We start from the raw sequence: 25746 nt of genomic DNA, 5'->3' as shown, positions 1-25746 counted from the left end.
CGCCGCTGATCACGGTCGTCGGCACCGGCACCGGCGCGCCTGTCTCGGCCGACGTCCTCGCCAAGGCCGCGCTGGTCGTCGGCGGCCAACGCCATCTGGACGCCGCCGGTGTCCCCGAGGACGTGCGGCGCATCGCCCTCGGCCCCCTCTCCCCCGCCCTGGACGCGATCGCCGAGACCCTGGCCAAGGAGTTGCCGGTGGTCGTGCTGGCCTCCGGCGACCCCGGGTTCTTCGGGATCGTGCGGGTGCTGGCCGAGCGGTTCGGCCCGGAGCTACTGGACGTGCGGCCCGGGGTGTCCTCGGTGGCCGGGGCGTTCGCGCGGCTCGGACTGACCTGGGACGACGCGGTGGTGGTGAGCGCGCACGGGCGTGATCCGCGTACGGCGGTGCAGTTGTGCCGGGCGTATCCGAAGGTGGCGGTGCTGACCGGGCCCGGGTCCGGACCCGCCGAGCTGGGTGCCCGGCTGGCCGGCAGCGGCCGGACGCTGGTCGTGGTGAGCGCGCTCGGCGAGCCGGAGGACGAGCGGGTGGAGCGGGTGACGCCCGCCGAGGCCGCCCGGCGGGAGTGGGGCACGGCGGTGAACGTGGTGTTGTGCCTGGACGAGTCCCGGGCGCCCCGGGGTCCGCGCACGATGGCGGGCCCGGCCGTGGGGCCGGGCCGCTGGGCGCTGGAGGAGGACGCGTTCGCGCACCGGGACTCGATGATCACCAAGTTCGAGGTACGGGCGCTGGCGCTCGCCCGGCTCGGGCCGCGCCCCGGCGACCTGGTGTGGGACGTGGGCGCGGGGTCGGGCTCGGTGGCGGTGGAGTGCGCCCGGCTGGGCGCGGCCGTGGTCGCGGTGGAGAAGACCGAGGACGGCTGCGAGCGGGTGCGGGCCAACGCGCGCGCCCACGACGTGGACGTGTCCGTGGTGCACGGCACTGCCCCGCAGGCGCTGGCCTCGCTGGACGACGATCCCGACGCGGTGTTCGTCGGCGGCGGGGGGCGTGAGCTGGGCGCGGTGGTCGAGGCGTGCGCTCGGCGGGCGCGGCGCACGGTCGTGGTCGCGATGGCCGCGCTGGACCGGGTGCCCGAGGCGCGTGCGGCCCTGGCGCGCGCCGGGTTCGGCTGTGACGGCGTGCTGTTGCAGTCCTCGCGGCTGGCACCGCTGCCGGGTGACGTGACCCGGCTCGCGGCCACCAACCCCGTTTTCCTGCTGTGGGGCGAGCGTGCCCCGCGGCCGAACGAAGGAGCAGTTCAGTGATCGGCCTGATTTCCGCCACCTCTGCCGGGGCGGCGGCGCGGGACCGGCTGGCGGCGGCGTGGCCGGACCGTACCCGGGTGTACGAGGGCCCGGTGGGGGACGCGGTACGTGCCGCGTTCGCGGAGTGCGAGCAGCTCGTGTGTTTCCTGGCGACGGGCGCGGTGGTGCGTCTGATGGCGCCGCTGCTCCGGGACAAGGCGGCTGATCCGGGTGTGGTGTGCGTGGACGAGGGCGGCCGGTTCGCGGTGTCACTGCTCGGCGGCCACGCGGGCGGCGCCAATGAACTCGCCGCCCAGATAGGCGAGTTGCTGGGCGCGGAGCCCGTGGTGACGACCGCGACGGACGCGGTGGGCGTGGCCGGGCTCGACACCCTGGGGCTGCCCGTCGAGGGCGCGGTGGCCGCCGTGTCGCGGGCGCTGCTGGACGGTGAACCGGTGGCGCTGGAAGCCGAGTTGGCGTGGCCGTTGCCTCCGCTGCCGGTGGCGGAGCGCGGGGAGTACACGGTACGGATCACCGACCGCGCCGTCGAACCGGGCCCGCGCGAGGTGCTGTTGCGTCCGCCGTCCCTGGTGGTCGGGGTGGGTGCCTCGCGGGGCGCGCCCGTGGAGGAGGTGCTGGAGCTGATCGGGTCGGCGCTCACGGAGGCGGGGCTCTCGGTTGCCTCGGTGGCGCGACTCGCCACGGTGGACGCCAAGTCGCAGGAGCCGGGGCTCGTGGGTGCCGCCGAGCGGCTGGGCGTACCGCTGATCGCCCACCCCGCCTCGGAGTTGGCGGGTGTCGCCGTACCCAACCCGTCCGACGCGCCGCTCGCGGCGGTCGGCACTCCGTCCGTGGCGGAGGCGGCTGCCTTGCTCGGCGGAGGTGAACTCCTCGTGCCCAAGCGGAAGTCGGCGGGGAGTCCCGCGATGGCGACCTGTGCGGTCGTACGGCGTCCGGCGCGCGGGCGGCTCGCGGTGGTGGGGCTCGGTCCGGGCGCCCGGGACCTGGTCACGCCGCGCGCGGTGGCCGAACTGCGGCGCGCCTCGGTGCTGGTGGGGCTCGACCAGTACGTGGACCAGATCCGCGATCTGCTGCGGCCCGGCACCCGGGTGCTGGAGTCGGGGCTCGGCGCGGAGGAGGAGCGGGCGCGTACGGCTGTCGCGGAGGCCCGTGCGGGGCACGCGGTGGCGCTGATCGGCAGCGGGGACGCGGGGGTGTACGCGATGGCGTCCCCGGCGCTCGCGGAGGCGTCCGACGACATCGACGTGGTGGGCGTGCCGGGAGTCACGGCAGCGCTGGCGGCCGGGGCGCTGCTCGGCGCTCCGCTGGGCCACGACCATGTGTCGATCAGCCTGTCCGACCTGCACACACCGTGGGAGGTCATCGAGCGGCGGGTGCGCGCGGCGGCCGAGTCGGACCTCGTGGTGACCTTCTACAACCCGCGTTCGCGCGGCCGTGACTGGCAGCTCCCCAAGGCACTCGCGGCCTTGGCGGAGCACCGGGCGCCGTCCACCCCGGTCGGGGTGGTACGCAACGCCTCGCGCCCCGACGAGTCCAGCCGGGTGACCACGCTGGCCGGGCTCGACCCGGCGTCCGTGGACATGATGACCGTGGTGACCGTGGGCAACACCGCGACCCGGGAGATCGCCGGGCGCATGGTGACCCCGCGCGGCTACCGCTGGCAGGCGAGCGCCGAGGAGGGCGCCCGGTGAACCGTGTGGTCCATCCCATCGAGCAGGAGTCCTTCCGGCGGCTGCGCGCCCGCCTGGACACCTCCGGATTCCCGCCGCTGACGAGGGCGGTGGTGGAGCGGGTGATCCACTCCGCCGCCGACCTCGACTACGCGACGGATCTCGTCCTGGCCGAGGCCGACCTCGTGCGCGGACATGCCGCACTGCACGCGGGGGCGCCCGTCGTGGTGGACGTGGAGATGGTCGCGGCGGGGATCACCCGGCGCGAGACCGTCTGCCGGCTGAAGGACGCCAGGTCCGGACCCGGGCTGACCCGTTCGGCGCACGCCGTGCGGCTCGCCTACGAGGAGGTCGGGCCCGGAGCCCTGTGGGTGATCGGCTGTGCGCCGACCGCCCTGGAGGAGCTGCTGGCCCTGGACGCCGATCCGGCGCTCGTCATCGGCCTGCCCGTCGGCTTCGTCGGCGCGGCCGAGTCCAAGGAGGCGCTGCGCGCGAGCGGGCTGCCCGCCGTGAGCAACGTCTCCGAGAAGGGCGGTTCGGCGGTCGCCGCCGCCGCGCTCAACGCCCTGCTGTACCGACCGATTTCCCCCGAGGAGCAACAGTGACCACCCAGCCGCCCGCCCTGCTCGTCGCCGGACACGGCACCCGGGACGAGGCCGGAGCCGAGGCCTTCCGCGATTTCGTCAGGGAGTTGGGCCGCCGTCGCCCCGACCTGCCCGTCGCGGGCGGCTTCATCGAGCTGTCCCCGCCCCCGCTCGGCGAGGCCGTCGCCGAACTGGTCGAGCGGGGGGTGCGCTCGTTCGCGGCCGTACCGCTGATGCTGGTCTCCGCCGGGCACGCCAAGGGCGACATCCCCGCCGCGCTGGCCCGCGAGAAGGAACGGCACCCGGGCCTGACGTACACCTACGGCCGTCCCCTCGGCCCGCACCCCGCCCTGCTGCGGGTGCTGGAACGGCGCCTGGACGACGCCCTCGCGGGCACCGGCCGCGGCGATGTCACCGTGCTCCTCGTGGGGCGCGGCTCCACCGACCCGGACGCGAACGCCGAGGTGTGCAAGGCGGCCCGGCTGCTGTGGGAGGGACGCGGTTTCGCCGCCGTCGAGACGGCGTTCGTCTCGCTGGCCGCCCCGGACGTGCCGAGCGGGCTCGACCGGTGCGCGCGGCTGGGGGCCCGGCGGATCGTCGTCCTGCCGTACTTCCTCTTCACCGGCATCCTCCCGGACCGGGTTCGGCGGCAGACCGAGGAGTGGGCCGCCGCGCACCCGGACACCGAGGTCCGCTCGGCCGAGGTCATCGGTCCCGAGCCGGAGCTGCTGGATCTCGTCCTCGAGCGGTACGAGGAGGCGGTGCGCGGGGATCTGCGGATGAACTGCGACTCGTGCGTCTACCGGATCGCGCTGCCCGGCTTCGAGGACAAGGTGGGGCTCCCCCAGCAGCCGCACTTCCACCCGGACGACGACGGGTCCGACGGACATGGTCACGGGCACGGCCATGGGCACCACCACCATGGCGGCCACTCCCACAGCCATGCCCGCTGAGGAGGGCGGCGGCCCTGACCTGCGCCATCACGGCGACGCCGAGGTCCGTGACGACGGCGCGGCCCTCATCGACCTCGCGGTCAACGTCCGCACGGGGACGCCCCCGCCGTGGCTCCGCGCGGAGATCGCCGCGTCGCTGCCGTCCCTCGCGGCCTACCCCGACGGGCGGGCCGCGCGGGCGGCGGTCGCCGCGCGGCACGGGCTGCCGGTGGAGGGGGTGCTGCTGACCGCCGGGGCGGCGGAAGCGTTCGTCCTGCTGGCACGGGCGCTGGGGGTACGGCGTCCGGTGGTCGTGCATCCGCAGTTCACCGAGCCGGAGGCGGCGCTGCGGGACGCGGGCCACACCGTCGACCGCGTGCTCCTTCGGGAGCGGGACGGCTTCCGGCTGGACCCAGGGCTCGTCCCCGAGGACGCGGACCTGGTGGTGGTCGGCAATCCGACCAACCCGACCTCCGTACTCCATCCGGCGCCGGCACTGCTGCGGCTCGCCCGGCCCGGGCGGACGCTGGTCGTGGATGAGGCGTTCATGGACGCGGTCCCGGGTGAGCGGGAGTCGCTGGCCGGGCGGTGCGACGTCCCCGGGCTGGTGGTGCTTCGGAGTCTCACCAAGACGTGGGGGCTCGCCGGCCTCCGGATCGGCTACGTCCTCGCGGAGCCGGAGGTCATCTCGCGGCTCGAGCGCGCTCAGCCGCTGTGGGCGGTGTCCACGCCGGCACTGGTGGCGGCACGGGCGTGTGTCTCGCCCCGGGCCGTCACGGAGGCGGCGGCGGCCGCCCGGCAGATCGCGGTTGACCGGGAGTTCCTCGTCAAGGGATTGGCGGAGCAGGGCGTGGAGGTGGCCGGCCCCGCGGAGGCGCCGTTCGTGCTGGCCCGGATCTCCGGGACGGCCGATGTACGCGCGCGCCTGCGCGACCTGGGCTACGCGGTCCGCCGCGGCGACACCTTCCCCGGGCTCGGAACGGAATGGGTACGGATCGCGGTACGCGACGCGGCCACGACAGCGGGATTCCTCGCGGCACTCGGCACCGCCCTGAGCCAGGCGGGTTAGAGCCCTAGGGGCGCGTGGCCCGGTACCGCCGAACCGGTCGACGGCACCGGGCCAACTCGCTCAGGAAGTCCGGTCGTTGGTCAACCCCGTCGGCGCCGCGCCACCATCGCCGCTCCCCCGCCCAGCAGCAGCAACGCGAGCGCACCGCCCGCCAGGTAGGGGGTCGAGGAGCCGGCGCCCGTTTCCGCGAGGTCGCTCTTGGTGCCGCCCTGGGGCTTCACGTCGGAGGCGGGCTTGGCGGGGGCGGGAGAGGCGGTGCCGGAGGACGCCGGGGCGGGCTTGGCGCTCGGTGCCGTGCCGCCGTCGCCCGGGGGCGTGCTGGCGGTCGGCTCGTCGTCGCCGCCCGGCTCGTCCGTCTCCGGCGGGGGCGGGAGATGGCCGCCGCCGTGCCCGTGCCCGCCGCCTCCGTGGCCGCCGCCCCAGCCGCCGCGAGGCGTCTCGCAGGTCGCCTTCGCCAGGGTCACCGTGCCCTCGACCTCCGCGACGTTGAGCCGCAACGGGTTGACGGAGACCTTGAGTTCGAGGGCGGTGGCGGCGGCCGTGCGGGAGGTGGTGTGGCGCTGGGAGAGGTCGAGGCGGACCTCGCCGACGCCGGGGACCTTGACGATGGACGGGCCGCCCGCCGTGAGGTCGACGTGCTTGCCGAGGACGGTGACGCCGCCGAGGACGTTGGCGACGGCCTCCGGGCGCTCCCCCGCCTCGCAGGTGGCGCGGGCGGTGACCGTGCCGACCTCGATGACGGACAGCAGCGGCAGGCCGGGGACGTGCACGCGGGCGTGGACCAGCCGTACGGAGCCCTCGGCGCGTCCGGCGGTGGCGGTGGCGTGCGCTCTGGCCACCTCGGCGCCGAGCAAGGAGAAGGGACGGTCTCCGTTCACCCCGTCCAGCCGGGCCGTGAGGGCGGTGCGGTCGGCGTCGCCGGGCGCCTCGACCTCGTTGAGGCTGACCTGGAGCGGGACGTCCACGGTCTTGTGGAGCAGGGACACATCGAGCCCGGTGCGCAGGACGACGGCGGAGGCGTGACCGTGGCGCCCGGTGGCGTGCGCGGTGCCCGCGCCCAGGACCGCGGGACCTGCGGTGAGGGCGGTGACGGTCGCGACGGCGGCCAGACGGCGTGCGGACATGCGGAAGTTGAGGCTGTTCAAGGCGGTGGGCTCCCGAGAAGGAACTTGCTTGGGACGCGTCAACTTTTACGCACTGTGGGTGAACGGTCAGCAATCCTGGGTTACTTCACTCCATCGTGGAGATACCGCACGTCTCTTCGGTTTTCGGGGCACAGGAGTTCCCCCGCGCCCCGGCAGGTCACTGCGTGACCCGCCCGTTCAGCACCACGCGACGCGGGGCGGCGAGGACTCGTACATCGGCGCGGGGGTCGGACTCGTAGACGACGAGGTCGGCGGGCGCGCCCTCCTCCAGTCCGGGGCGGCCGAGCCAGGCGCGGGCGGCCCAGCTCGTCGCGGAGAGCGCGGCCGGGGCCGGGATGCCCGCGGTGACGAGTTCCTCGACCTCCGCCGCGACCAGGCCGTGGGGCAGCGAGCCGCCCGCGTCGGTGCCGACGTACACCGCGATCCCGGCGTCATAGGCGTCGCGCACAGTGTCGTAGCGGCGTTCGTGGAGGCGGCGCATATGTGCGGACCACCTGGGGTACTTGGTGTCGCCGCCCGCCGCCAGGCGCGGGAAGGTGGCGATGTTGACCAGGGTCGGGACGATCGCCACACCGTGCTCGACGAAGAGCGGGATCAGCTCGGGGGTGAGTCCGGTGGCGTGCTCGACGCAGTCGATGCCGGACTCCACCAGGTCGCGCAGCGAACTCTCCGCGAAGCAGTGCGCGGTGACGCGGGCGCCCTGGCGGTGGGCCTCGGCGATGCCCGCCGCGACCGTCTCGCGCGGCCAGCAGGGGGCCAGGTCACCGAGGCCGCGGTCGATCCAGTCCCCGACCAGCTTGACCCAGCCGTCCCCGCGCCGGGCCTCCTGGCGGACGTAGGCGACGAGGTCGTCCGGCTCGATCTCGTGGGCGTAGCCCCGGATGTAGCGGCGGGTGCGGGCGATGTGCCGCCCGGCACGGATGATCTTCGGCAGGTCGTCGCGCTCGTCGATCCAGCGGGTGTCCGAGGGCGAACCGGCGTCCCGGAGCAGCAGGGTTCCGGTCTCCCGGTCGGTCAGCGCCTGCTTCTCGGCGGTCTCCGCGTCCACGGGCCCCTCCGCGCCGAGCCCCACGTGGCAGTGCGCGTCGACCAGGCCGGGCAGCGCCCACCCCGTCACGGTCGTCACGTCCCCGGCGCCCACGGGACGGTCGTACGTGACCCGCCCGCCGACCACCCACAGCTCGTCCCGGACGTCCTCGGGCCCGACGAGCACCCGCCCCTTGACGTGCAGCACCGCCTGATCGCTCATGTACGGCACCTTAAACCGCCTTCCCGGCGGCGCGGCAGGTCCGGTAACGTCCTCCGACGTGAACACCGGACCGGCCCTGACGGGCCACTCACGGACAGGCGACCCGGTGGGTGGCTGATCGCCACCCGGGTGCGCCACACGCGCGCCCTCGCCCGGCGTCCCCGCCACCCGTCCCGCGGACCTCCCCGCGCCCGAGCACCGAGCAATCCCTCAACTCCGTGCCGGACCACAGCGAGGTCAGCCGTATGACAGTCACGTTCAACCACACGATCGTCGCCGCCAAGGACAAGGACGTCTCCGCCCGGTTCTTCCGGGAGCTGCTGGAGCTTCCCGCGGCGCCGTCCTGGGGGCCGTTCCGCAACGTCCAGCTCACCGACGGGGTGCTGCTCCAGTTCGCGGAGCCGCCGGTGGAGATCCAGATGCAGCACTACGCGTTCCTGGTCGACGACGAGCTGTTCGACCGGGCGTACCGGCGCCTGTGCGAGCGGGGCGTCACGCACTGGGCCGATCCGCAGATGCGGCGCCCCGGCGAGATCAACCACGAGCACGGCGGCCGGGGTGTCTACTTCAAGGACCCCGCCGGGCACGCGATCGAGCTGATCACGCGCCCGTATCTGTAGGCGGACACGGCCCGGCCGGGCACCCGCACGGAGGGTGCCCGGCCGGGCCGGTGTCACGTCGTGGCCATCGCGGCCGTCAGGCGCCGGTCTTCTCCGGGCCCGTCCCCACCGGTCCGTCCGTCTCCTCCACCTCGGCCATCGCCGGGTCGAGGACGCGGGAGAGGAAGTGGCGGGTGCGTTCGTTGCGGGGGTTGCCGATGACCTGTTCGGGGGTGCCGTCCTCGACGATGACGCCGCCGTCCATGAAGACGACGCGGTCGGCGACCTCGCGGGCGAAGGTCATCTCGTGGGTGACGACCATCATGGTCATGCCCTCCCGGGCGAGCCCGCGCATCACCGCGAGCACGTCCCCGACCAGCTCGGGGTCGAGCGCGGAGGTCGGCTCGTCGAAGAGCATCACCTCGGGGCCCATGGCGAGCGCGCGGGCGATGGCCACGCGCTGCTGCTGGCCACCGGAGAGGGCGGCCGGGTACGCCTCGGCCTTCTCCGAGAGACCCACCCGCGCGAGGTTGTCGGCGGCGATCCGCGCGGCCGTCGCCTTGTCCCGGCCGAGGACCCGGCGCTGGGGCAGCGTGAGGTTCTCGGTGACGTCGAGGTGCGGGAAGAGGTTGAACTGCTGGAAGACCATGCCGATGCGGCGGCGGACGGCGTCGAGGTCGACGTCCGGGTCCGTCAGCTCGGTGCCGCCGACGAAGACCTTGCCCTCGCTGGGCTCCTCGAGCAGGTTGACGCAGCGCAGCAGGGTGGACTTGCCGGAACCGGAGGGGCCGATGACGCAGACCACCTCGCCCTGGCCGATCTCCAGGTCGACGCCGCGCAGGACGTGGTTGTCGCCGAAGGACTTGTGCAGCCCCTCGATACGGATCTCGGGGGTGCTCACCGGATCGCCTCCTGGGACCTGGACTCCATGCGCCGCACGACGAAGCCGAGCGGGACGGTGACCAGCAGATAGCACAGGCCGGCCACCAGGATCGGCGTGGAGTTGGCGGTGGTGCTGGCCAAGTCGTTGCCGAACTTGGACAGTTCGCGCTCCTCCAGGGTGACGCCGAGGAACAGCACCAGGGAGGAGTCCTTGAAGAGCAGGACGAGTTCGTTGGTGAGCGGCGGCAGGATGATGCGGAACGCCTGCGGGATGACGATCGAGATCATGGCCCGCGCGGGTGAGAAGCCGAGCGAACGGGCCGCCTCCATCTGCCCCTTGGGCACCGCCTGGATGCCGGCGCGGATCGTCTCGGCCATGTAGGCGGCGGAGACGAGTCCGAGCGCGACGGCGACCTTGCCGTAAGTACCGCCCGGATACTGCACGTTCGGGAACGCCAGCGGCACGCCGACGCCCACGAAGATGAAGATCAGCAGGGCGGGCAGGCCGCGGAAGATCTCGATGTACACCCCGGCGACCCAGCGGTAGGGCGCCACGGAGGACAGCCTCATCAGGGCGACGACGATGCCGAGACCGAGACCGACGACGAAGCCGGAGAGGGTGTAGAGCACCGTGTTCTTCAGCGCCAGGGTGATGACGTCCGGGAACATCTGCGCGGCGATGGGCAGTTGCAGGAACTGGTTCTGCAGCCGCCCCCAGTCCGCCGAGAACGCGAAGGCGAGTACGGCGGCGACGAAGACGGCGTACTGCACGCCGCGCGAGACCCGCCGTCGCTGGCGGCGGGTCAGGCCGTGCTTCTTCGGCTGGATACGGGTGTCCGTGTCGGTCATGAAGTCAGCGGGATTCAGGAGGAGGGGGTCGCGGCCGGGGAGGCGGCCGAGGCGTCGTACGGGCCGATCCACTTCTCGTAGATCTTCTTGTAGGTGCCGTCGGACTTGGCCTTGGCGAGCTGCTTGTTGACGACGTCGAGGAGGGCGGTGTTGCCCTTCTTCACCGTGAAGCCGTACTGCTCGCCGGTGCGCAGATTGCCGACGATCTTGAAGGCGTCGGCGTTGGACTTGTCCTTCAGCCAGCTCTGGACCACCGGGTAGTCGACGATGATCGCCTGGACCTGGCCCGTGCGCAGGCCGTTGAGGAGCGCGTCGGAGGAGTGGAAGGAGACCGGGTCGATGCCCTTGCTCTTCGCGTAGTCCTCGCCGGTGGTCTGCGCCTGGGCGCCGAGCGACTTGTGCTCCGCCTTGATGTCCTGGAAGGACTTCAGACCGCTGTTCTTGCCGACCAGGACGGCCTGGGTCGCCTCGAAGTACGGGTCGGAGAAGTCGACGTTCTTCTTGCGCTCGGGCGTGATGGTCATGCCCGCCGCCGCCAGGTCGCACTGGCCGGAGTTGAGGAACGCGCCCGTCTTGAAGTTCTCGAAGGGGGTGTCGAGGATCTGCTGCTTGACGCCCAGGTCCTTGGCGACGAGATCGACCAGGGAGACGTCGAAGCCCTGCACCTTGCCGTCGATCACCGACTGGAACGGCGGGTAGGGCAGATGGGTGCAGACGGTGAGCTGACCGGCCTTGACGAGGTGGACCCCCTTGGCGGTGGCGTTGCCGCTCCCGCCGCCGTCCGAAGAGGAACAGCCCGCGACGAGCGCGACCGCGCCCGCCACGGTGGCGGCTGCCAGAAGACGGGTCCGGCGCCCGAGGAGCGTTTTCATGGGGGATCTCCCTGTGGGGGGAACTGTGGGTTCTGATTATAAGGAGAGGTTTGGGTCTCTCAAATCAAACCGATGGCCTGGAAGCCGTCTGGCCTAAGAAGTCGCCGGTCAAAGCGGCATGGAGGCCGCGAGTTACCCTCGTCACCATCGGCCTCCGGCCGGTTCCGTGTACCCGTGTGAGCGAAGAGAGCACCCCGTGACCCACCCCTTCCTCGACCTGCCCCCGCTGACCGCCGCACGGTTCGCCGCCGTCGAGGACCAGGTGGCCGCGCTCCTCGAGACCCGGCAGGACGTGCTGATCACCCAGGGCGAGGCACTGCTGCCGCTGGAGGGCGCGATCCGCGCCGCCGCGGGTCCGGGCACGGTCGCCCTGAACGTGATCACGGGACCCTACGGCCAGACCTTCGGCAACTGGCTGCGCGACAGCGGCGCCACCGTGCACGACCTCGCGGTCCCCTTCCACGCGGCCGTCGCCGCCGAGCAGATCCGGGAGGTGTTCGCCGAGCACCCGGAGATCGACTTCGTGTCCCTGGTGCACGCGGAGGCGGCGACCGGCAACACCAACCCGGTCGCGGAGATCGGCGAGGTCGTGCGGGAGCACGGCGCCCTCTTCTATCTGGACGCGGTGGCCTCGGTCGGCGCGGAGCCGGTGCTGCCGGACGCGTGGGGCGTGGACCTGTGCGTGATCGGGGCGCAGAAGGCGATGGGCGGCCCGGCCGGGGTGTCCGCGATCTCCGTGAGCGAGCGCGCCTGGGCCCGGATGGCGGCCAACCCGCGGGCGCCGCGCCGCTCCTACCTGTCCCTGCTGGACTGGAAGGAGCGCTGGATCGACGCGGGCCGCGCCGTCCTGCCGCACGCCCCGGCGCAACTGGAGATGCTGGCCCTGGAGGCGTGCCTGGAGCGCATCGAGGCGGACGGCCTCGACACCGTCATGGCCCGGCACCAGGCCGCCGCGCGGGCGACGCGGGCGGGCGCGCTCGCGCTCCGCGGCGGTCTGGAGCCGTACGTCCACCAGGCGCGCGACGCGGCTCCGGTGGCGACGACGCTGCGGGTGCCGGAGCGGGTGGTGGCCTCGGAGCTGGTGGCCGAGGCGCTGCGCACGGACCCGGGGCTGCCGCTGGCCGCCGGGGGCGGCGCGCTGGCCAAGGAGATGATCCGGGTCAACCACTACGGTCCCGACGCGAACCTGGACGCGGTGCGCCGTTCGCTGGCGGCACTGGGCGCGGCCATGGCCGCACAGGGGCTCGCGGTGGACCCGGAGGGCGCGCTGCGGGCGGCGGGGGAAGCCTGGCGCTGACCGGTACCCCGAATCCGGCCGACGGCCCGCGCGAATTCGCGCGGGCCGTTTTTCGCACCCGCTCCCCCGTCCGCCCACTTTTTCACTAATTCCACATTCTCCGCTCAATTCCGAGGGGACAGGGCCCGGGTATTCATCTGCCCGCTTTTTGCAACACTAAACAAGATGAAACACAGAGCGTTTTCCGTGCTGTGACGCACCCCACAGTGCGCCCTTTTTCTCCCTGTTCTTCCCAGGTCAAACCAGTCATATCGCCGACCCGGTCGTACACAACCGGCTGCACTGCCGTGCATTTACGCATTCGCCTCGCTAAATTCGTGCCGCATGACCGCAGCACCCGCAGACCTGATCGTCGACAGACCGGCGGTAACCGATGGAGCCGCCCTCTGGCGTCTCGCCAAGGAATCGAAAACCCTCGACCTGAACTCCTCGTACAGCTATCTGCTGTGGTGCCGGGACTTCGCCGCCACCTCGGCGGTGGCGCGCGGCGCGGACGGCGAGCCGGTCGGTTTCGTGACCGGTTACGTACGGCCCGACCGTCCGCACACCCTGCTCGTCTGGCAGGTGGCCGTCGACGACGCCCACCGAGGACGCGGGATCGCCGCCGCGCTGCTGGACGGGCTGACCGCCCGGCTGGCCGCCGAGCGGGGGATCACCGGCATCGAGACCACGATCACCCCCGGGAACACCGCCTCCGAGCGGTTGTTCACCTCGTTCGCCGCCCGGCACGGCATCGAGCCGGAGCGCGAGGTGCTGTTCCCCGCCGAGCTCTTCCCGGACGGTCCGCACGATCCCGAAGTCCTGTACCGCATAGGCCCGTTGACGCACACCCCGGCCCACTGAACGCCGCACCGAGGAGCGAATCACCGTGACCATCACCCAGCCCGACCTGAGCGTGTTCGAGACCGTCGAGTCCGAGGTGCGCAGCTACTGCCGCGGCTGGCCCACCGTGTTCGACACCGCGCGGGGCAGCCGGATGTACGACGAGGACGGCCGCGCCTGGCTCGACTTCTTCGCCGGGGCCGGATCGCTCAACTACGGTCACAACAACCCCGTTCTCAAACGGGCGTTGATCGACTATCTGGCCCGTGACGGCGTGACCCACGGACTGGACATGTCGACCGTGGCCAAGCGGTCGTTCCTGCGCACGTTCCAGGAACTGGTCCTCGGCCCGCGCGACTTGCCGTACAAGGTCATGTTCCCGGGGCCGACCGGCACCAACGCGGTGGAGTCCGCGCTGAAGCTGGCCCGGAAGGTGAAGGGGCGCGAGGCGATCGTGTCGTTCACCAACGCGTTCCACGGCATGTCGCTGGGCTCGCTCGCGGTCACCGGCAACGCCTTCAAGCGGGCGGGGGCGGGCATCCCGCTGGTGCACGGCACGCCGATGCCGTTCGACAACTACTTCGACGGGCAGGTCCCGGACTTCCTGTGGTTCGAGCGGCTGCTGGAGGACCAGGGGTCGGGGCTGAACAAGCCCGCCGCCGTGATCGTGGAGACCGTGCAGGGCGAGGGTGGCATCAACGTCGCCCGGCCCGAATGGCTGCGCGCGCTCAAGGAGTTGTGCGAGCGGCAGGACATGCTGCTCATCGTCGACGACATCCAGATGGGCTGCGGGCGCACGGGCGCATTCTTCTCCTTCGAGGAGGCGGGCATCGTCCCCGACATCGTCACCGTGTCCAAGTCCATCAGCGGCTACGGGCTGCCGATGTCGCTGTGCCTGTTCAAGCCGGAGCTGGACGTCTGGGAGCCGGGCGAGCACAACGGCACCTTCCGCGGCAACAACCCGGCGTTCGTCACCGCGACCGCCGCGCTGGAGACGTACTGGGCCGACGGCGCCGCCATGGAGAAGCAGACCCGCGCCCGAGGCGAGCGCGTCGAGCGGGAGCTGGTCTCCATAGCCGAGGAGAACCCCGCCGCGGTGAAGGACTACCGGGGGCGCGGACTGGTGTGGGGCCTGGAGTTCCACGACAAGGAGCGGGCCGGCCGGGTCGCCGCCCGCGCCTTCGAACTCGGGTTGCTCATCGAGACGTCGGGCCCCGAGAGCGAGGTCGTCAAGCTGCTGCCCGCGCTCACGATCACCCCGGCGGAGCTGGACGAGGGCATGAGCATCCTCGCCCGGGCCGTCCGCGAGACCGCCTGACACCCCGGACCGTGCGGCGCCCCGACCGTACGGCGCCCCGGCCGCCTGGCGCCCTGACCGCCTGACCACGAGACCGCCACCGACACGGAACCACAGGAGGCACCCACCGTGATCGTCCGATCGTTCAAGGACATCGAGGACACCGACCGCCACGTCCGGGCCAGGTCCGGCACGTGGGAGAGCAAGCGGATCGTGCTCGCCAAGGAGCGCGTCGGCTTCTCCCTGCACGAGACCGTCCTGTACGCCGGGACCGAGACGTCGATGTGGTACGCGAACCACATCGAGGCCGTCGTCTGCACCGAGGGCGAGGCCGAGCTGACCGACCACGAGACCGGGGAGACCTACACGATCACCCCCGGCACGATGTACCTCCTCGACGGGCACGAGCGGCACACGCTGCGCGTCAAGGAGGACTTCCGCTGCCTCTGCGTGTTCAACCCGCCGGTGACCGGACGGGAGGACCACGACGAGAACGGCGTCTACCCCCTGCTGACCGAACCCGAGGAGGTGTGATCCCATGACCACGATCCCCACCGCGCCCGTCACCGATCTCTACCCCAGCCGCGGTACCGCCGAGGTCGCCGTCCCGCGCAAGGACCCGGTCGTCTGGAGCGCCCCCGGCGCCTACGGCCCGATCACCACGGCCGACCTGGAGGGGTACGAGCGCGACGGCTTCCTGAGCGTGGACCAGCTCATCACCCCGGCCGAGGTCGAGGTGTACCGGCGTGAGCTGGAGCGGCTGGTCGCCGACCCGCTGATCCGGGCCGACGACCGGGCGATCGTGGAGCCCCGCTCGAAGGAGATCCGCTCGGTCTTCGAGGTCCACCGGCTCAGCGAGCTGTTCGCGAACCTGGTGAGCGACGAGCGCCTGGTCGGCCGGGCCCGGCAGATCCTCGGCTCGGAGGTGTACGTCCACCAGTCCCGGATCAACGTCAAGCCCGGGTTCGGTGCGAGCGGGTTCTACTGGCACTCGGACTTCGAGACCTGGCACGCCGAGGACGGGCTGCCCCGGATGCGCACGGTGTCGGTCTCGATCGCGCTGACCGAGAATCACGACACCAACGGCGGCCTGATGATCATGCCGGGCTCGCACCGGACGTTCCTGGGCTGTGCGGGCGCGACGCCCGAGGACAACTACAAGAAGTCGCTCCAGATGCAGGACGCGGGCACCCCGTCCGACGAGGCGCTGACGCGGATGGCGAGCGAGCACGGCATCCGCCTGTTCACCGGCAAGCCGGGCTCGGCGACCTGGTTCGACTGCAACTGCATGCACGGCTCCGGCGACAACATCACGCCGTTCCCGCGCAGCAACGTCTTCATCGTGTTCAACAGCGTGGAGAACGCGGCGGTGGAGCCGTTCGCGGCACCGGTGCGCAGGCCGGAGTACATCGGGGCGCGGGACTTCACGCCGGTGCGGTAGTCACCGCGGTGAGCCGCACTCACCGAACCCCGGGCCGGGGCCTCCTTGTTGTGGGACGGGAGGTCCCGGCCCGGTCATGTCGTCGCGCGCTCAGCCGGAGAGCGCGTCCAGCAGCCGGTCCACCTCCGCCTCGGTGTTGTAGAGGTGGAAGGCGGCGCGCAGGTTGCCCGCCCGTGCGGAGACCTCGATGCCCGCGCGGCTCAACTCCTCCTGCCGGGGGCCGAGTCCGGGCACGGAGACGATCGCGGAGCCGGGTGAGGGCAGCGGCTCGTGGCCGAGGGTGGCGAGGCCCGCGCGGTAGCGGTCGGCCAGCGCCGTGTCGTGGGCGTGGATCGCGGACACGCCCAGTTCCTCGACCAGTTCGAGGGAGCGGCGCAGTCCCGCGTAGTCGACCAGAGGGTGGGTGAGGTCGAACCGCCGTGCGGAGTGGGCGAGTTCGGTGACGGGGCCGTAGCAACTGTCCCAGGGACGTTCGCCCGCGATCCAGCCGGCGAGGAGCGGGGCGAGGCCGCCGAAGTCCTCGGGCATCACGAGGAAGGCGATGCCGTGCGGGCCGAGCAGCCACTTGTAGGCGACGGAGGCGCTGAAGTCCCACTCCCCCGCGTCCATCGGGAGCCAGCCGGCGGCCTGGGAGAAGTCGACGTAGGTGCGGGCGCCGTGCGCGCGGGCGGCCTCCCGCAACGCGGCCAGGTCGACGATCCGCCCGTCGGCGGACTGCGTGGCGCTGACCGCGACGAGGTCGGTCTCCGGGCGGACGGACTCCGCGATGCGCTCGACGGGCACCGCGCGCACCTTGAGGTCGCCGCGGACGTGGAACGGGTTGAGCACGGAGGTGAAGTCGCCCTCGGCGGTGAGGACTTCGGCGCCCGGCGGCAGCGAGGCGGCGATCACCCCGGTGTGCGCGGCGACCGAGGCGCCCGCCGCGACGCGCTCGACGGGGACGTGGGCGAGCCGGGCGAAGGCGGCCCGGCACTCCTCCACGTCCTCGAAGAGCGCGGTCAGCGGACGGCCCTGCGCCCGCAGCAGCGCCGCCTCGTGCAGGGCGGTGACGGTGCGGGCGGGCAGCAGGCCGCTGCTCGCCGTGTTGAGGTAGGTGCCTACGGGGGTGAACTCGGCGCGGACGAGGTTGTCGAACGTCTCCGTGGTCTCCATGGGTCCACTGTGCGTCCCCATGGAGTCACCGTCCATTGCGCTTTTTTACGCGGTGTCTCTCAGCGATCCTTATGGATGGCCTCCCACCTGCGATTTCCTACTTCTGCGGCACCGCGCACCCGTCCGGGCCGCAGGTGTCGGCGTCGTCCTGGCCGAGCACGGTGAGCGGGGAGCGCGCGTCCCACGCCTGGGTGAGCGCCCGGGTGAAGACCTCGGCGGGCTGGGCGCCGGAGACGCCGTAGGCGCGGTCCAGGACGAAGAAGGGGACGCCGTTCGCGCCGAGCTGCGCGGCCTCGCGCTCGTCGGCGCGGACCTCGTCGGCGTAGGCGGTGGGGTCGGCGAGGACCTGGCGGGCGGCCTCGGGGTCCAGGCCCGCCTGCTCGGCCAGCTCCACGAGGCGCTCGTCGCCCTCGGTGAAGACGGACCGCTCCTCGGCGAAGTTGGCCCGGTACAGCAGTCCGATCAGCTCGTCCTGCCTGTCGTGCTCCTTGGCGAAGTGCAGCAGGCGGTGCATGTCGAAGGTGTTGCCGTGGTCGCGGCCCCGGGTGCGGTAGGGCAGGCCCTCGGCGGCCGCCTGGGCACCGAGGTTGTCCTCGCCGGCCTCGGCCTGGGCCTCGCTCATGCCGTACTTCCTGGTGAGCATGGTGAGCACGGGCTGGACGTCGCCCTTGGCGCGGCCGGGGTCCAGTTCGAAGGAGCGGTGCACGACCTCGACGTCGTCGCGGTGCGGGAAGGCCGCGAGCGCCTTCTCGAAGCGTGCCTTTCCTACGTAGCACCACGGGCAGGCGATGTCGCTCCAGATCTCGACGCGCATTCTTCGGGCTCTCTTCGGTTCGTCACCGGGTGAGGGACCTCCCCACCCGGTACGTGAACCTTCAAGCAGCCGGGTTCATTCCCCGGGCGCGCTCCAGCGCAGGAAGAGGTGGTGGTCGCCCTCGGCGGGCGGGTTCTCGGGGTCGGGCACCCAGCCCCGACGGGCGTAGAAGTCCTGGGCGCGCTTGTTGCCGACGTGGACGTCGAGCACGGCGACCCGCTTGCCGTCGGCGAGCCAGTGCTCCACGCAGGCGGCGTGCAGGGCGGTGCCGATGCCCGCGCGCCAGTGGTCGGGGTCGACGTGGAACTGGAACAGCTTGACCTTCTCCGGGGGCGCGCCCTCGGGGGTGCGGAAGGAGGCGACGGCGACGATCCGGCCGTCCTGGACTCCGCACAGGACCCGGCCGTCGGGCCGCTCGATGGAGGCGCGCCAGGAGTCCGTCCAGTCGAAGTCGGCGGGCGGCGGGCCGCCGGGGTAGTAGGTGGACCGGGCGCGCTCGTGCAGCGCGGCGACCGTCTCGGCCTCGGCGGGCTCGGCCGGGCGGATCACCAGGGCGCTGTTCGCTCGTTCACTGATCACGCCGGTGAGGACGTGGCACCGGAGGGCACGGTTGCGTACCGGCGGAACTGGCCGCGGTAGGCGCTCGGGGTCAGTCCGGTGCGGCGCACGACGTGGGCGCGCAGCGAGTCGGCGGTGCCGAGGCCGCAGGCGGTGGCGACCTGGTCCATGGGCAGGGTGGTGGTCTCCAGGAGTTCCTTGGCGCGTTCGACGCGCTGGTGCAGCAGCCACTGCAGGGGGCTGACCCCGCTCTCGGCGTGGAAGCGGCGGGTGAGGGTGCGCACGCTGACGCCGCAGTGGCGGGCGAGGTCGGTGAGGGTGAGCGGCTTGTCGAGGTTGCGCATGGCCCAGCCGCGCACGTCGGCGCAGGCGGTGCCGCGCTCGGGCGGCAGCGGGGTGTGCGCGAACTGGGTCTGGCCGCCCGGCCGTACGGGAGCGACCAGGGCGCGCCGGGCGACCTCGTTGGCGACGGCGGCGCCGTAGTCGGTGCGGACGATGTGCAGGCACAGGTCGATTCCGGCGGCGTATCCGCTGGAGGTGAGGAACTGGCCGTCCTCGGTGTAGAGCACGTCGCCCTCGAAGGCGATGGCGGGGTGGCGGCGGCGCATCTCGTCGGCGTGCGCCCAGTAGGTGGTGGCCCGGCGGCCGTCGAGGAGTCCGGCCTTGGCGAGGGAGAAGGCGCCGGTGCAGATGGAGGCGATGCGGGTGCCCGTCCCGGCGGCCTCGCGCAGCGCGGCGACCACGCGGAGGTCGGGCTCGTAGGTCTCGCCGGTGCCCGCGACGAGGACGGTGTGCGCCTCGCGCAGCGCCTCCAGGCCGTGCGGCACGGTGAGTTCGAGCCCTCCGGTGGTGGCCACCGGACCCGGGTCCGGCGCGCAGACGACGACCTCGTAGCCGCGCCCGCCCGCCACCTCGACCTTGCCGAAGAGCAGGTCGGGGATGGCCAGGTTGAACATCGACACGGGCGGGGCGGCGATGACGACGACACGAATCATGGCCAGAACCTCCGGACGTATGGCAATCAGGCCACTACTGTACGCGCCGCGTGATCCGCAAGCTGGAGCCATGTCCCTGAACAAGACCCTCAGTCCTCCCCAACCCGTCCTCTTCGAAAGCCCGTTGGAGCAGAGGACGGCACCCGTCCTCGCCCTGGCCGCCGCCCTGCTCGGCTCCGCGCTGATCACCCTCGACGCCTCGATCGTGAACGTCGCCCTCCCCGCCATCGGCTCGGGGCTCGGCGGCGGACTGCGCGGACTGCAATGGGTGGTGGACGCCTACACCCTGCCCTTCGCGGCCCTGATGCTCTCCACCGGCGCCTTCGCCGACCGGGCCGGGGCGAGCCGCGCGTACGGCATCGGCATCGCGGTGTTCACGCTGGCGTCGGCGGCGTGCGGTTTCGCGCCGAACCTCGCGCTCCTGACCGCCGCCCGGGTGGCGCAGGGCGCCGCCGCCGCCGTGGTGCTGCCCGCCTCGCTGTCCCTGGTGCGCGAGGCGTACGCGGACGCGGCGCGCCGGGCCCGGGCGGTTGCCGTGTGGGCGGCCGGCGGCTCGACCGCGCTGGCCCTCGGCCCGGTGGCGGGCGGCGCGCTGACCACGGCCTGGGGCTGGCGGGGCATCTTCTTCGTCAACCTGCCGGTGGGCGCCGTCGCGCTGGCCCTGCTGCTGCGCGCCCCGCGCTCCACCCGCCGGCCCGCACCGCTGGACCTGCCCGGACAGGCGGCGGCCGCGCTCGCCCTGACGGGGGTGACCTTCGCGGTGATCGAGGGCGGTACGACGGGCGTGGTGGCGCTCGCGGTGGCGGTGGCCGCGGCGGCGCTCTTCGTGCGGGTGGAGACGCGGCGCGCGCATCCGGTGGTCCCGCTCGGGATGTTCCGCGACCGGGCGGTGCGCGCGGCGGTCGCGGCGGGGGCGGCGTGCAGCGTGGCGTTCTACGGCGTCCTGTTCGTCTTCTCGCTCTTCTTCCAGCAGGTGCAGGGACGTTCGGCGCTGTACGCGGGACTGATGTTCCTGCCGATGACCGGCGTGATCGCGGTGACGAACCTGGTCTCGGGCAAGCTGACCGGGCGCTACGGCCCGCGGGTGCCGATGACCGCGGGCCTCGCGCTCTCGGTGGTGGGCGTGCTGGGGCTGTTCGGGGTCGGCACGTCGACGCCGACCGTCGGGGCCGCGCTGCTGCTGGTGCCGCTGGCGCTGGGCTGCGCGCTGGCCATCCCGGCGCTGACGGCCGTGATGCTGGACGCGGTGCCCGCCGGGCGGTCCGGGCTCGCGGCGGGCGTGCTCAACGCGGCTCGGCAGGTGTCCGGCGGACTCGGCATCGCGGTGTTCGGGGCGCTGATGGCGGGCGGCTTCGTGACCGGGCTGCGGATGGGCCTGGCCGTCTGCGCGGCCGCGCTGCTGGTGGCCCTCGCGCTCAGCTTCCGTCTCGCAGGTCGTCCGGCCACCGGGGCCTGAACTCCAGGTGGTCGTAGGTGACCACACAGCCCGCGCCGAGCGGCGACTGGGTCATGAAGCCGACCAGGGCGTTCGACGTCTCCTTCTCGTCGCCCAGGGTGAACAGGCGGACGAAGGTCCAGCGTTCGCCGTCGCGGGAGGCGTGGAAGGCGAGGGCGCGTCCGGTGCGGCTCAGCCGAAGCCAGACCGAACTGCCGCTCACGGTGAAGGAGTTGGCGTCGTCGGAGTGGCCCCGGGTGACGACCGTGCAGACGGTGGCCACGTCCGGGGAGTACTCCAGGCAGAGCTTGGCCCAGGCCCGGTCGCCGACGTGGACGTAGAGCGCCCCGGCGTCGAAGGAGGCGTTGAAACCGACGGTGACGCGGGCGATCAACTGGAAGTCCCCCTCGGGCGACCCGAGCAGCCGGGGCGCGTCGGTGGCGGGGTCCAGGGCCTCCCCGGTCGGGGTGACGAACCGGTCCTGGCGGGGTCCGGCCCAGCCGGTGAGCACGCCGTCCTCGTGGGACCAGTCGCCGTCGGGCCCGTAGGTCCGCAAAGGGAAGGGGAGTTCGGGAAGGGCTATGTCCATCCGGGGATTCTCGCAGGGGGCGCGACGGGGACCGGGGCGTTCCGCCCCGTTCCCGGGAGCGGTTCGTCCAGGGGGCGTTCAGCGTTCCAGTACGCCGTCGCAACGGCGGGGCAGACCCAGTGGGTTGTCGTCCCGCAGCTCCGGCGGCAGCAGCGGCGCGGGGGTGTTCTGGTACGCCACCGGACGCAGCCACCGCTCGATCGCCGTGCCGCCGACCGAGGTCGAGGTGGAGGTGGTCGCCGGATAGGGTCCGCCGTGGTGCTGAGCCGGGGCGACGGCCACGCCGGTCGGCCAGCCGTCGACCACCAGCCTCCCCGCGAGGGAGGTCAGTCGGGCGAGCAGTCCGGCCGCGTCCCCCTCGCCCGCGGCCTCCGCCGAGGACAGATGGACGGTGGCCGTGAGACTGCCGGGCAACCGGTCGAGAACGCAGGCAAGTTGAGCCTCGTCGTCGTAGCGCGCCACCACGGTGACCGGGCCGAAGCACTCCTCCAGGAGCACGTCGTAGGAGGCGTCGGCCAGTTCGGCCGCCGGGACGGTGAGGAACCCCGCGCTGACCGTGTGGGGGCCGCCGGCGCCCGGGGTGACCGGGGACTCCACGCCGGGCAGCGCCGCGCGTTCGGCGACGCCCGCGACGAAGGCGTCCCGCATCCGGGGGTCGAGCATCACCCCGGAGTCGGTGTCGCTCACCGCGTCCACGAGCGCCTTGACCACGCCGTCGCCGGACGTGCCCGAAGGCACCAGCACCAGACCGGGCTTGACGCAGAACTGGCCGACGCCGAGCGTCATGGACCCGGCGAGACCCAGGCCGATCTCGTCGCCGCGCTCGGCGGCGGCCGCCTCGGTCACCACGACCGGGTTCAGCGAGCCGAGTTCGCCGTGGAAGGGGATCGGCACCGGGCGGGCGGCAGCCGCGTCGAACAGCGCCCGGCCGCCGCGCACCGAGCCGGTGAACCCGGCGGCGGCGAGCAGCGGATGCCGGATCAGCTCCACGCCCGCGTCGAAGCCGTGCACCAGTCCGACGACGGCCTCGGGGAGACCGTGCGCGGCGGCGGCCCGGCGCAGCACCTTGGCGACCAGCTCGGACAGCGCCGGATGGTCGGGGTGGGCCTTGACGACGACCGGGCAGCCCGCCGCGAGCGCGCTCGCGGTGTCGCCGCCCGCGACGGAGAAGGCGAAGGGGAAGTTGGAGGCCGCGTAGACGGCCACGACCCCGAGCGGGATCTTCATGCGGCGCAGGTCGGGGACGGGCGGGACGGCCGCGGGATCGGGGTGGTCGATCACCACGTCCAGGAAGGCACCCTCGGCCACGACGCCCGCGAACGCACGCAACTGATATGCGGTGCGCGCGAGTTCACCGGTGAGCCGGACAGGACCGAGGGCGCTCTCGGCGTCGGCGACCTCGATCAGCAGGTCCCGTACCGACTCCAGGCCGTCCGCCGCCGTGCGCAGGAAGGCGGCGCGGACGGTGCGGTCGGCGAGGCTGCCGCGCGCGGCGTGCGCGGCCCGGACGGCCGCGTCGACCTCCTCGGCCGTGGCCTCCACCGCCACTTGCTCCCGCCGCTTCCCGGTGCGCGGGTCGACGCTCCACACTGGTGCTGCTGCCACCGCGGGTACCTCCAGACAACGCCGTACGGTCGAGGCCGCTCATCAGCCGTGTTCGCTATATTGAACGCCGTCTTCGATGGTGAACCGGCAGTCCGGAGTCTAGGGCGCCGGGTCTTCGGACTTCCAGGTCGCCGTCGGACGAAGTCGAACGAGATCGAACGACGCCGAACCGGATCCGGCGCGAGCACGCGGGACCGGACGAGGCCGAGCGAAGGAGCCGGGGGCGATGTCGGCAGCGGAGGCGGGCGGCGGGGCGCAGGTGAAGTCCGCGGTGCGGACGGTGGAACTCCTCGAGTACTTCGCCGGGCGCCCCGGGATGCACTCCCTCGCGGACGTGCAGGAGTCGGTCGGATACCCCAAGTCCAGCCTGTACATGCTGCTGCGCACGCTCGTGGAGCTGGGCTGGGTGGAGACGGACGCGACCGGCACCCGGTACGGCATCGGGGTGCGCGCGCTGCTGGTCGGCACCGCGTACATCGACGGCGACGAGGTGGTCGCGGCGGCCCGCCCCACCCTGGACCGCCTCGCCGACGACACCACGGAGACCATCCATCTGGCACGGCTCGACGGCACCGACGTGGTCTACCTCGCCACCCGCCAGTCGCAGCACTATCTGCGCCCCTTCACCCGCGTCGGCCGCCGGCTGCCCGCGCACGCGACCTCGCTCGGCAAGGCGCTGCTCGCGACGTACACCGACGAGCAGGTGCGGGCGCTGCTGCCGCGGGAGCTGCCCGCGCTCACCGAGCACACCGTCACCGACCGCGAGAAGCTCATCGAGGAGCTGCACCGCATCCACGAGCAGGGCTTCGCCGTGGACCGCGAGGAGAACACGCTCGGGCTGCGCTGCTTCGGGGTCGCGGTGCCCTACCGGACCCCCGCGCGGGACGCCGTGAGCTGCTCGGTCCCGGTGGCGCGGCTGACGGACGCCCACGAGCAGACGATCAAGGACGCGCTGTTCGACGCGCGGGAGCGGCTGACGCTGGCGACGCGGAGGCTGTGAACGCGGCGGCCGGGAACCCCGCAGTCCGGGAACCCAGAAGCTGTGAACGGGGTCAACGGGCGCATCGGCGTTCGCCCCTGCCTCGCCCCGCCTGAGCGTTCCGTGAGAAACACAAACGGAAGGGAACGTTCCGCTCAGACCGGTCGTCTGTCCGAGCGGGATGAACAAGACGATCAGACACGCGTCCGTCTTCGCACTGCTGCTCGTCCTGGGGCTGCTGCTCCGGGCGACCTGGGTGCAGTTCTACGAAGGCAAGGCGCTCGCGGACGACAACGACAACCGCCGCAACGCGATCGCGACGTACTCGCGCCCGCTCGGGGACATCATCGTGGCCGGTAAGGCGGTCACGGGCTCGGCACGCACCAAGGGCGACCTCGCCTACAAGCGCTCCTACAAGCACGGCGAGCTGTACGCCGCGGTGACCGGCTACGCCTCGCAGGCGTACGCCCCGACCCAGCTGGAGGGCGTCTACGCCGACCTGCTCAACGGCACCGACAACCGGCTGACCACGATGATGGACACCATCACCGGCCGGCGCGCCGATCCCGGTGACGTGGTCACGACCATCGACCCGGACGTGCAGAAGGCGGGGTACGCGGCGCTGGGCGACAAGAAGGGCGGCGCCGTCGCGATCGACCCGAAGACCGGGAAGATCCTCGCGATGGTCTCCACCCCGTCGTACGACCCCGGGCAGCTCACGGACGCGAACACGGCGGGCTCCGCCTGGGTCCGGCTCACCAAGGACCCGGACAAGCCGCTGACCAACCGCGGGATGCGCCAGCCGCTGCCGCCGGGCTCGACCTTCAAGCTGGTCGTGGCCTCCGCCGCGCTGGAGGACGGGCTGTACTCCGACGTGGACCAGCGCACCACGAGCCCCGAGCCGTACATCATGCCGGGCACCAGCAGGCCGCTGCCGAACGAGAGCGCCTCGGCGCCGTGCGAGAACGCCTCGATCCGGGTCGCGCTCCAGTACTCCTGCAACAACGTCTTCGGCAAGCTGGCCGTGGACCTCGGGCAGGACAAGGTGCGGGCGATGGCCGAGAAGTTCGGCTTCAACAGCGAAAAGCTGGACGTTCCGGCGCGGGCGTACACCAGCGTGTACCCGTCGAAGATGGACAAGGCGCAGACCGCGCTCTCCGGCATCGGACAGTTCGACGTGACCGCCACCCCGCTCCAGATGGCCATGGTGTCGGCCGCCATGGCCAACGACGGCAAGCTGGTGTCCCCCCATATGGTGTCCCAGCTCACCAGCGGCGACGGCGATCTGTTGAAGGACTACGACGGGGACGCGGGGACGAAGCGGATCGTCAGCGCGCGTACGGCCGAGCAGTTGCGCTCCGCGATGGAGACGGTCGTCCGCGACGGCACCGGCCGCAACGCCCTGATCGACGGCGTGACGGTCGGCGGCAAGACGGGCACCGCGCAGCACGGCGAGAACAACAGCGGTACCCCGTACGCTTGGTTCACCTCGTACGGCAAGTCGGACGCCACCGGCAAGGAGGTGGCCGTCGCGGTGATGGTCGAGCAGTCGAACGCGGCGCGGGGCGAGGTCAGCGGCAACGGGCTCGCGGCTCCGGTGGCGCGGGCGATGATGACGGCGGCGCTGAAGTAGGCGCGCGGACGGGTGGGGCGGTCGGTGTCGCGTG

25 protein-coding genes are annotated in these 25746 nt (G+C 72.6%); 14 read left to right on the top strand and 11 right to left on the bottom strand.

Going from position 1 to position 25746, the window contains the following annotated elements:
- The first annotated feature begins 5 nt into the window (after window positions 1-5).
- From cbiE to cobC, 5 genes are read left to right on the top strand one after another with little or no spacing between them, the layout of a single operon-like run.
- Window positions 6-1244: a precorrin-6y C5,15-methyltransferase (decarboxylating) subunit CbiE gene (gene cbiE, locus ACWEEU_RS26280; protein ID WP_385746100.1), complete on the top strand. Its 1239-nt coding sequence runs from the start codon at window positions 6-8 to the stop codon at window positions 1242-1244.
- On the top strand, window positions 1241-2935 hold the full coding sequence (gene cobJ / locus ACWEEU_RS26275) for a precorrin-3B C(17)-methyltransferase (RefSeq protein ID WP_451735355.1): 1695 nt from the start codon (window positions 1241-1243) through the stop codon (window positions 2933-2935). Before cbiE ends, cobJ begins: the two co-directional genes overlap by 4 nt.
- The gene (locus ACWEEU_RS26270) at window positions 2932-3519 is read left to right on the top strand and encodes a precorrin-8X methylmutase (protein WP_451735353.1); all 588 of its coding nucleotides are present in this window, start codon (window positions 2932-2934) and stop codon (window positions 3517-3519) included. Before cobJ ends, ACWEEU_RS26270 begins: the two co-directional genes overlap by 4 nt.
- The gene (locus tag ACWEEU_RS26265; protein WP_451735351.1) at window positions 3516-4451 is read left to right on the top strand and encodes a sirohydrochlorin chelatase; all 936 of its coding nucleotides are present in this window, start codon (window positions 3516-3518) and stop codon (window positions 4449-4451) included. Before ACWEEU_RS26270 ends, ACWEEU_RS26265 begins: the two co-directional genes overlap by 4 nt.
- Window positions 4441-5499: an Rv2231c family pyridoxal phosphate-dependent protein CobC gene (gene cobC / locus ACWEEU_RS26260; protein ID WP_451735349.1), complete on the top strand. Its 1059-nt coding sequence runs from the start codon at window positions 4441-4443 to the stop codon at window positions 5497-5499. Before ACWEEU_RS26265 ends, cobC begins: the two co-directional genes overlap by 11 nt.
- A gap of 80 nt (window positions 5500-5579) precedes the next feature.
- On the opposite strand, the gene ACWEEU_RS26255 is transcribed toward cobC, so the two are convergent.
- Both ACWEEU_RS26255 and ACWEEU_RS26250 read right to left on the bottom strand, forming a co-directional pair.
- A complete protein-coding gene (locus tag ACWEEU_RS26255) occupies window positions 5580-6644 on the bottom strand; it encodes an SCO1860 family LAETG-anchored protein (RefSeq protein WP_451735347.1) in 1065 nt (354 codons plus the stop codon).
- A 157-nt stretch (window positions 6645-6801) separates the two neighbouring features.
- Window positions 6802-7893, bottom strand: coding sequence for an amidohydrolase family protein (locus ACWEEU_RS26250; protein WP_385746094.1), 1092 nt, complete (start codon window positions 7891-7893; stop codon window positions 6802-6804).
- Window positions 7894-8138: 245 nt separating this feature from the next.
- Between ACWEEU_RS26250 and ACWEEU_RS26245 the strand changes: the two genes are divergently transcribed.
- On the top strand, window positions 8139-8513 hold the full coding sequence (locus tag ACWEEU_RS26245; RefSeq protein ID WP_385746096.1) for a VOC family protein: 375 nt from the start codon (window positions 8139-8141) through the stop codon (window positions 8511-8513).
- A gap of 76 nt (window positions 8514-8589) precedes the next feature.
- Here the strand turns inward: ACWEEU_RS26245 and ACWEEU_RS26240 are convergent, their stop codons facing one another.
- The 3 genes from ACWEEU_RS26240 to ACWEEU_RS26230 are packed head-to-tail and all read right to left on the bottom strand — an operon-like array spanning window position 8590 to window position 11095.
- On the bottom strand, window positions 8590-9393 hold the full coding sequence (locus tag ACWEEU_RS26240; protein WP_385751407.1) for an amino acid ABC transporter ATP-binding protein: 804 nt from the start codon (window positions 9391-9393) through the stop codon (window positions 8590-8592).
- Window positions 9390-10223 carry an amino acid ABC transporter permease gene (locus tag ACWEEU_RS26235; protein ID WP_385751409.1) on the bottom strand — a complete coding sequence of 278 codons (834 nt, stop codon included), beginning with the start codon at window positions 10221-10223 and terminating at the stop codon, window positions 9390-9392. The genes ACWEEU_RS26240 and ACWEEU_RS26235 overlap by 4 nt, the downstream gene beginning before the upstream one ends.
- A 14-nt stretch (window positions 10224-10237) precedes the next feature.
- Window positions 10238-11095 (bottom strand): transporter substrate-binding domain-containing protein, encoded by an 858-nt coding sequence (locus tag ACWEEU_RS26230; RefSeq protein ID WP_385751412.1) that lies wholly within the window; start codon window positions 11093-11095, stop codon window positions 10238-10240.
- A gap of 196 nt (window positions 11096-11291) precedes the next feature.
- Here ACWEEU_RS26230 and ACWEEU_RS26225 point away from each other — a divergent pair, with 196 nt between their 5' ends.
- From ACWEEU_RS26225 to thpD, 5 genes are all read left to right on the top strand, one after another.
- A complete protein-coding gene (locus ACWEEU_RS26225; protein ID WP_451735343.1) occupies window positions 11292-12392 on the top strand; it encodes a pyridoxal-phosphate-dependent aminotransferase family protein in 1101 nt (366 codons plus the stop codon).
- A 324-nt stretch (window positions 12393-12716) separates the two neighbouring features.
- Window positions 12717-13235, top strand: a complete 519-nt coding sequence (gene ectA, locus ACWEEU_RS26220; RefSeq protein ID WP_385749263.1) for a diaminobutyrate acetyltransferase — start codon at window positions 12717-12719, stop codon at window positions 13233-13235.
- Between the two features lie 25 nt (window positions 13236-13260).
- Entirely contained in the window at window positions 13261-14532 is a 1272-nt protein-coding gene (gene ectB, locus ACWEEU_RS26215) for a diaminobutyrate--2-oxoglutarate transaminase (RefSeq protein WP_385749262.1), read from the top strand.
- 108 nt (window positions 14533-14640) lie between these two features.
- Window positions 14641-15045, top strand: a complete 405-nt coding sequence (locus tag ACWEEU_RS26210) for an ectoine synthase (protein WP_199586575.1) — start codon at window positions 14641-14643, stop codon at window positions 15043-15045.
- A gap of 4 nt (window positions 15046-15049) precedes the next feature.
- On the top strand, window positions 15050-15952 hold the full coding sequence (gene thpD / locus ACWEEU_RS26205) for an ectoine hydroxylase (protein WP_451735340.1): 903 nt from the start codon (window positions 15050-15052) through the stop codon (window positions 15950-15952).
- A 90-nt stretch (window positions 15953-16042) separates the two neighbouring features.
- On the opposite strand, the gene ACWEEU_RS26200 is transcribed toward thpD, so the two are convergent.
- The 4 genes from ACWEEU_RS26200 to ACWEEU_RS26185 all read right to left on the bottom strand — a co-directional run bounded on the left by ACWEEU_RS26200 (window position 16043) and on the right by ACWEEU_RS26185 (window position 19471).
- A complete protein-coding gene (locus ACWEEU_RS26200) occupies window positions 16043-17104 on the bottom strand; it encodes an aminotransferase class V-fold PLP-dependent enzyme (protein WP_451735338.1) in 1062 nt (353 codons plus the stop codon).
- A 97-nt stretch (window positions 17105-17201) separates the two neighbouring features.
- The gene (locus tag ACWEEU_RS26195) at window positions 17202-17918 is read right to left on the bottom strand and encodes a DsbA family oxidoreductase (protein ID WP_385749253.1); all 717 of its coding nucleotides are present in this window, start codon (window positions 17916-17918) and stop codon (window positions 17202-17204) included.
- A 75-nt stretch (window positions 17919-17993) separates the two neighbouring features.
- On the bottom strand, window positions 17994-18497 hold the full coding sequence (locus ACWEEU_RS26190; protein ID WP_385749250.1) for a GNAT family N-acetyltransferase: 504 nt from the start codon (window positions 18495-18497) through the stop codon (window positions 17994-17996).
- Window positions 18494-19471, bottom strand: coding sequence for a GlxA family transcriptional regulator (locus ACWEEU_RS26185; protein WP_451735337.1), 978 nt, complete (start codon window positions 19469-19471; stop codon window positions 18494-18496). Before ACWEEU_RS26185 ends, ACWEEU_RS26190 begins: the two co-directional genes overlap by 4 nt.
- A gap of 70 nt (window positions 19472-19541) precedes the next feature.
- Here ACWEEU_RS26185 and ACWEEU_RS26180 point away from each other — a divergent pair, with 70 nt between their 5' ends.
- Window positions 19542-20927, top strand: a complete 1386-nt coding sequence (locus tag ACWEEU_RS26180; RefSeq protein WP_451735335.1) for an MFS transporter — start codon at window positions 19542-19544, stop codon at window positions 20925-20927.
- Here ACWEEU_RS26180 and ACWEEU_RS26175 read toward each other — a convergent pair.
- Window positions 20887-21495 (bottom strand): DUF1349 domain-containing protein, encoded by a 609-nt coding sequence (locus ACWEEU_RS26175; protein WP_401555457.1) that lies wholly within the window; start codon window positions 21493-21495, stop codon window positions 20887-20889. The genes ACWEEU_RS26180 and ACWEEU_RS26175 overlap by 41 nt on opposite strands.
- Window positions 21496-21573: 78 nt before the next feature.
- Window positions 21574-23100, bottom strand: coding sequence for an aldehyde dehydrogenase (NADP(+)) (locus ACWEEU_RS26170; RefSeq protein WP_451735332.1), 1527 nt, complete (start codon window positions 23098-23100; stop codon window positions 21574-21576).
- Window positions 23101-23326: 226 nt separating this feature from the next.
- On the opposite strand from ACWEEU_RS26170, the gene ACWEEU_RS26165 reads away from it, so the two are divergent.
- Together ACWEEU_RS26165 and ACWEEU_RS26160 are read left to right on the top strand one after the other, a co-directional pair.
- Window positions 23327-24100: an IclR family transcriptional regulator gene (locus ACWEEU_RS26165; protein ID WP_451735330.1), complete on the top strand. Its 774-nt coding sequence runs from the start codon at window positions 23327-23329 to the stop codon at window positions 24098-24100.
- 160 nt (window positions 24101-24260) lie between these two features.
- Window positions 24261-25712, top strand: coding sequence for a peptidoglycan D,D-transpeptidase FtsI family protein (locus tag ACWEEU_RS26160; RefSeq protein ID WP_385749235.1), 1452 nt, complete (start codon window positions 24261-24263; stop codon window positions 25710-25712).
- Window positions 25713-25746: the final 34 nt, after the last annotated feature.

It is taken from the genome of Streptomyces sp. NPDC005004 (genome assembly GCF_053600675.1).
The sequence above is the reverse complement of the archived record's forward strand: the minus strand, read 5'-3'. Positions and strand labels throughout refer to the sequence as shown.

Excerpts from the sequence above, each read along its gene's own strand:
- cobC (WP_451735349.1), top strand. The coding sequence starts at position 4,441 with ATGCCCGCTGAGGAGGGCGGCGGCCCTGACCTGCGCCATCACGGCGAC.
- ACWEEU_RS26250 (WP_385746094.1), bottom strand. The coding sequence starts at position 7,893 with ATGAGCGATCAGGCGGTGCTGCACGTCAAGGGGCGGGTGCTCGTCGGG.
- ACWEEU_RS26245 (WP_385746096.1), top strand. The coding sequence starts at position 8,139 with ATGACAGTCACGTTCAACCACACGATCGTCGCCGCCAAGGACAAGGAC.
- ACWEEU_RS26235 (WP_385751409.1), bottom strand. The coding sequence starts at position 10,223 with ATGACCGACACGGACACCCGTATCCAGCCGAAGAAGCACGGCCTGACC.
- ACWEEU_RS26230 (WP_385751412.1), bottom strand. The coding sequence starts at position 11,095 with ATGAAAACGCTCCTCGGGCGCCGGACCCGTCTTCTGGCAGCCGCCACC.
- ectA (WP_385749263.1), top strand. The coding sequence starts at position 12,717 with ATGACCGCAGCACCCGCAGACCTGATCGTCGACAGACCGGCGGTAACC.
- thpD (WP_451735340.1), top strand. The coding sequence starts at position 15,050 with ATGACCACGATCCCCACCGCGCCCGTCACCGATCTCTACCCCAGCCGC.
- ACWEEU_RS26200 (WP_451735338.1), bottom strand. The coding sequence starts at position 17,104 with ATGGAGACCACGGAGACGTTCGACAACCTCGTCCGCGCCGAGTTCACC.
- ACWEEU_RS26195 (WP_385749253.1), bottom strand. The coding sequence starts at position 17,918 with ATGCGCGTCGAGATCTGGAGCGACATCGCCTGCCCGTGGTGCTACGTA.
- ACWEEU_RS26185 (WP_451735337.1), bottom strand. The coding sequence starts at position 19,471 with ATGATTCGTGTCGTCGTCATCGCCGCCCCGCCCGTGTCGATGTTCAAC.
- ACWEEU_RS26180 (WP_451735335.1), top strand. The coding sequence starts at position 19,542 with ATGTCCCTGAACAAGACCCTCAGTCCTCCCCAACCCGTCCTCTTCGAA.
- ACWEEU_RS26175 (WP_401555457.1), bottom strand. The coding sequence starts at position 21,495 with ATGGACATAGCCCTTCCCGAACTCCCCTTCCCTTTGCGGACCTACGGG.
- ACWEEU_RS26165 (WP_451735330.1), top strand. The coding sequence starts at position 23,327 with ATGTCGGCAGCGGAGGCGGGCGGCGGGGCGCAGGTGAAGTCCGCGGTG.
- ACWEEU_RS26160 (WP_385749235.1), top strand. The coding sequence starts at position 24,261 with ATGAACAAGACGATCAGACACGCGTCCGTCTTCGCACTGCTGCTCGTC.